The sequence below is a fragment of the Anabaena sp. CCY 9402-a genome (assembly GCF_963920945.1).
Classification (GTDB): domain Bacteria; phylum Cyanobacteriota; class Cyanobacteriia; order Cyanobacteriales; family Nostocaceae; genus Trichormus; species Trichormus minutissimus.
On sequence record NZ_CAWUDL010000237.1, the window covers coordinates 1 to 225 of the forward strand.

At 38.7% G+C, this 225-nt stretch carries 1 protein-coding gene; it reads left to right on the plus strand.

Annotated features, from left to right (window positions below):
- Window positions 1–225, plus strand: a 225-nt coding sequence (locus ACM0OR_RS28425; RefSeq protein ID WP_414579748.1) for a hypothetical protein, incomplete at both ends; no start/stop codon positions are given.

The following is a 225-nucleotide window of genomic DNA, read 5'->3' on the forward strand; positions in this document are numbered from 1 at the left end:
ATAATCCATCAATTCCCAGTTCAGAAATATCTCCACAACCGGAGTTAGTATCAAAGACTGAAACCACAGTCATTCAACCACAATTAGATAATAATCCATCAATTCCCAGTTCAAAAATATCGTCACAGCCAGCGACAGTATCAAAGACTGAAGCCACAGTCATTCAACCGCAATTAGATAATAATCCATCAATTCCCAGTTCAGAAATATCTCCACAACCGGAGT